The sequence below is a fragment of the Bacillus sp. AP50 genome (assembly GCF_040492675.1).
Lineage (GTDB): Bacteria > Bacillota > Bacilli > Bacillales > Bacillaceae_G > Bacillus_A > Bacillus_A cereus.
The window spans coordinates 1-4,279 of sequence record NZ_JBEUTW010000445.1 but is presented as its reverse complement, the minus strand read 5'-3'; the positions used below and the strand labels follow the sequence as shown (position 1 = coordinate 4,279).

The window sequence follows — 4,279 nt, the reverse complement described above, 5'->3', positions numbered from 1 at the left end:
TAGTGACATCGTATATAGATCCTGTTATGAGAATAGGTGCAATCATAATTATAATTCCAATTATTATTTGAAGAAGTAGATTGATGTTTTTATTCAAGACAATCACCTCCAAAAAAATAGGGAATGAGAATATAGTTTTTTTTGTATTATAAAATGATTATATCGTATTACATTAAACGATGAGAATATTTTTAAATAGTAGAAATTAGAGACTCTTCAATAAAAAGGAATTAAATATGGTATTCTTTAGTTAAGATATGTAAACGAAGACGGGGGAAATGAAGATGGATAAGAAGCTAAAGTATTGGCTAGCATCTATTATAGGGGGAGTAGTACTTGCAACTGGTATGACTTATGGAATATTACAGTTTGCTGAAGTCCCGCTTAAGGGTGAGGACCATGTTTTTGCAGAGGTTAATAAAGAAGACATACTATCGAATGAAGCAGAAGTGAAAGGTTCAAATGCACAACTTCACATTACAGTAACTTCTACTGAAGAAGAAGTTATTTCAGCTATGCATAGCATGACTCATCAAAAAGTAAAAGCGTGTGAAGGAAAGGGAGCAACCCCTATGTCCAAAAAGAATGCAGAGAAAGTAAGAAATATTCTAAACGGAAACAATTTCAAGAACAAAGAAGAGCTATTAGCAATTACTGAAAGATGGGCAAATAGAGATTTTAGTAAAATTGTAGAAGAACATAACTATTTTATTAAACTTCAAGGTGGCGTGATAGGTGAAGCTACAGTGATGGATAAGGTAGACGAGCAAGTATTCTGTCTCAATACTTTCGGTGATGATGTAACGGCCACATTAATTAAATCAGGAGATCTTCAAGCGCTGTAAGGTGTTTTTTCTCTGATATAAAGAAAGCCTCAAGTATTCATATACTTGAGGCTTTTCCAATGGAAAGATAGGAATGGTCCGAATTCTTTACATTAAGAACAAAGTGGAATTACTCCTAAACCAATTAATAAAGCTGCAGCAACTGCTGGAATTGGTACAGGAATTTGGATACCTTCTACACCTAAGAAGTATTGTCCACTTATTACTTTAAAACAAACTAATTCCTCTTTTCTGCTAGAGTTAATGCGTTATAATATTTAATTAAACTATCTGTATGACCGGATTTTATATTTTTATAATGTATATTATTTTGCCATTCTTAGAGTCCTTATAGTATCTTTTTTCTCAATATAAGAACTCTAAAAATGTGTTAATATTTTAATACAAATTCCCTTTTGTGCAATGAGATAGTAATACCCAACAAAAAGCCCACCTATTTTAGTAGGTGGGCCTTATCTTTATTACACAATGTCAAATTACACTCTCTTTTGCTCATAAACTTTATTTAATTTGGATTAGTCAACATGTGGCATTATATACATACTAAAAGTATAATTTTTTCCGGAACTCCACATGTAACTTTCATCGATTCTGCTTAACTGGATAATCTTGAGAAAATATTAACAGAATTAAAAAAATAACATTTTTTCAATTTCCTGTAATTATAATTAAAGGTATTCTGTTAGTGTTATACAAATGTATCTGTCGATTTATTCCATGTATGAATCTAGTCTGGCTATCAACAGAATATTCCACACACAATTGAAAAAGGGGGAAAGTTTATGCAAAGAATTTTAAAATTCCTGTTCATGTCCGTTTTTTCTTTGATTTGTGTTTTGTATGTTCAAACGGACTCTTTTGCCGCACCAGCATACGAGGGAGTTGTCAAAATGAAGCAGCCTTCAGGCGAATCTTTTGAGGGCACGTTACATGGAGATGAATGGTTCCATTGGGTAAGTACAAAGGATGGCGATGTACTTTTACAAGATCAGAAGGGGTATTGGAATTACGCGGAGCTTACATTAGATGAACTGAAATCGACGGGGAAAAAATATAAAATTGATAAGAAGCCTTCAATGGCAGTAAATGAGAACAATTTGAACAAATGGATAAAGAATTACAACCCTCAAGCAAAGAAAAAACAGGAGCACATGAATAAATTACAAAAAGAATCACCAAAAAATATTGATGGAACTGTCACTCCAGTTTTAGGAAACAAAAAATTACTTGTTTTGTTAATTGGGTTTACAGATGTTGATATTGCATATAACGATAACGATTGGAGTAACAAATTCTTTTCTACAAATCAAAAGTCAGTTAAGAATTACTATAATGAAGTAAGTAACGGAAAAGTACAGATAACTCCAGCTCCTGAAACATATGGTACTCAAAATGATGGAGTGGTTAAAGTGAAATTAGATTACGCTCATCCGAGTACATCGGGAAAAAGTATGGGTACGGTTATAACAGATGCACTGGCTAAAGCTGATTCTCAAGTGAATTTTGCTAGTCTTGATACTAATAATGATCAAGTCATTGACTCTAAAGATGGCTTCTACATTGTAAGTTTTCTTGCTGGTAATGAACAGGCTAGTGGTGGTCCACTTCCAAATATTTGGGCACATCAGTCATATGCTCCTAATACAAATCACGATGGTGTTACAGTATCAGGCATGTATACAGCGCAGGGGGAAAAGCAATATGGTCATATGGCGACAATTGGTATACCTGCTCATGAGTTAGGTCATTCTTTTGGTCTTCCAGATCTATATGGCGACAATAACCGTGTGGGTAGTCTAAGTATAATGGGGAATGGAGCTTGGAATAGTCTTCCAGGAGAAGAGTATGGAACTACGCCAGATCATATGGATGCTTGGTCCAAGGTAAAACTAGGTTTTGTAACGCCAAATGTAGTAAATACCAGCAACAATTTTACTCTAAATGCGATCCCAAATAACTATAATGTGTTAAAGATTCCTTTAAAGGATAATACGTATTTTTTAGTTGAGAATCGCGCAAAGGTTGGGTATGATGCGAGCTTACCAACTAATTCTGGTGGTATTGCGGTTTGGCATATTGATGAATCCATGAATAATAATTCCAGTGATCCTCATCCCTTCATTGATATAGAACAATCCGTCAGTGAATACCAAGACCCTTTCTATTACACGAATCAAAATCATGCTGCTTCCTTTAGTCCAGACACCAATCCGAATAGTAATACCTACACGGGAGAAAAATCAGGTGTAACGATTACAACGACAAGCACAAGTAATTCGACTATGAATGTAGCGGTCACAACAAAAGAAGCTAGTTTAATTCCGCAGACAAACTGGACGCTAAAATATGTAGATAGCTATAATTGGTACAATTTAGGTACGTATGCCTTTGACGGAAATAAAGACACATTTTGGCATACAAACTGGAGTCCTGTTGCTCCAATGCCACATGAGATTCAAATTGATTTAGGTGCGACCTATAACCTCTCCAAATTCAGCTACCTGCCAAGGCAAGACGGCCAAATAAACGGAACGATTAAGGATTATGAGTTTTACGTAAGTAGTGATGGAGTGAATTGGGGAACAGCTGTATCCATAGGTGCTTTTGCAAATAATACTAATTTGAAAGAAGTCAACTTTGCAAACAAGACAGGTCGTTATATTAGACTACGTGCATTAAGCGAGGTAAACAATAATCCATGGACAAGTGCGGCAGAAATCAATGTATTTGGAGTGGCTCAATAATATATTCATGAGGGTATTTATTTAAATCATTGATATGCTATTTCAAAAGGTTATCATTCGCTGGGGGTTTCATCCAGCCTTTGATAACCTTCTTATTCTGCTAATATGTAAAAGAAAAACATAGATTGTTAAAATTGACTTTCTTAGCTTAGTTTAGCTTAAATGTGAAACTTTTTAAGGTTTATTTTGTATGCAAATCTTTCAATCACCTACACTTGTCCTTTAGAAATAAGAAACAATCTCACCTGAAATTTATTTTATATAAGCTTAGTTTGATAGAGATGGGGCGCGATCCCATGCCCATCAATTTAAGAATTCAGAATTACCCCAAATGAAAAAATGAGCTTTTTTGCCTTTTATAGCAACGAAGCTGTTTAATGAAAATAAAGTTCTTTTTTATACTATAAAGTTACATAAAAATGAAAGTTGATATTCTCAAATACGAGGGTATCAACTTTTTCCATATAAAGTTATTTAGCAAACGGGGAGAATTAATGGGGGGACATTATGGGGTTATTTGAATTTGAAGAACGATTTAAAAAACAAGTAGAATGCTATGAATTATCTGAGGAACAGTTACAATTTACAGGTAAACCAAAGAAATGTGTAGAATTATCAGAAGGCGATACTGACATACATTCTATATTATTTCTTGCAAATAATGAGCTTATAACATTTTTTGAGCTTCAT

At 34.1% G+C, this 4,279-nt stretch carries 3 protein-coding genes; all 3 read left to right on the top strand.

The genetic code is table 11. From position 1 onward, the window contains the following. Positions 1-284 precede the first annotated feature (284 nt). Entirely contained in the window at positions 285-845 is a 561-nt protein-coding gene (locus tag ABWK52_RS24305) for a PRK06770 family protein (protein WP_044584193.1), read from the top strand. Between the two features lie 782 nt (positions 846-1,627). Next, positions 1,628-3,589, top strand: a complete 1,962-nt coding sequence (locus tag ABWK52_RS24300; RefSeq protein WP_061654901.1) for a M6 family metalloprotease domain-containing protein — start codon at positions 1,628-1,630, stop codon at positions 3,587-3,589. A gap of 507 nt (positions 3,590-4,096) precedes the next feature. After that, positions 4,097-4,279 (top strand): hypothetical protein (locus ABWK52_RS24295; protein WP_353772189.1); only part of this gene is annotated, 183 nt, incomplete at its 3' end.

Coding starts and splice junctions, on each gene's coding strand:
- ABWK52_RS24305 (WP_044584193.1), top strand. CDS start 285: ATGGATAAGAAGCTAAAGTATTGGCTAGCATCTATTATAGGGGGAGTA.
- ABWK52_RS24300 (WP_061654901.1), top strand. CDS start 1,628: ATGCAAAGAATTTTAAAATTCCTGTTCATGTCCGTTTTTTCTTTGATT.